The sequence below is a fragment of the Rossellomorea arthrocnemi genome (genome assembly GCF_904424705.1).
GTDB lineage: Bacteria > Bacillota > Bacilli > Bacillales > Bacillaceae_B > Rossellomorea > Rossellomorea arthrocnemi.
This window is the reverse complement of the sequence record NZ_CAJGBF010000084.1, coordinates 1-208: the sequence shown is the minus strand read 5'-3', so window position 1 is coordinate 208 and position 208 is coordinate 1. Positions and strand designations below refer to the sequence as shown.

1 rRNA gene is annotated in these 208 nt (G+C 42.3%); it reads right to left on the bottom strand.

Annotated features, from left to right (window positions below):
• Positions 1 to 114, bottom strand: a 23S ribosomal RNA gene (locus BAA9072_RS24065); the annotation flags it as partial.
• Positions 115 to 208: the final 94 nt, after the last annotated feature.

Sequence of the window (208 nt, the reverse complement as noted above, 5' to 3'; positions counted from 1 at the left end):
GAAATCTCTGGATCAAAGCTCACTTACAGCTCCCCAAAGCATATCGGTGTTAGTCCCGTCCTTCGTCGGCTCCTAGTGCCAAGGCATCCACCGTGCGCCCTTCATAACTTAACCGAATTGGTTGTTACATCAGGTTTAAAACCTAAAATGGCGATACTCGGTAATTTCTTGACTATCAATTTATCTTTATCTAGTTTTCAAAGAACAA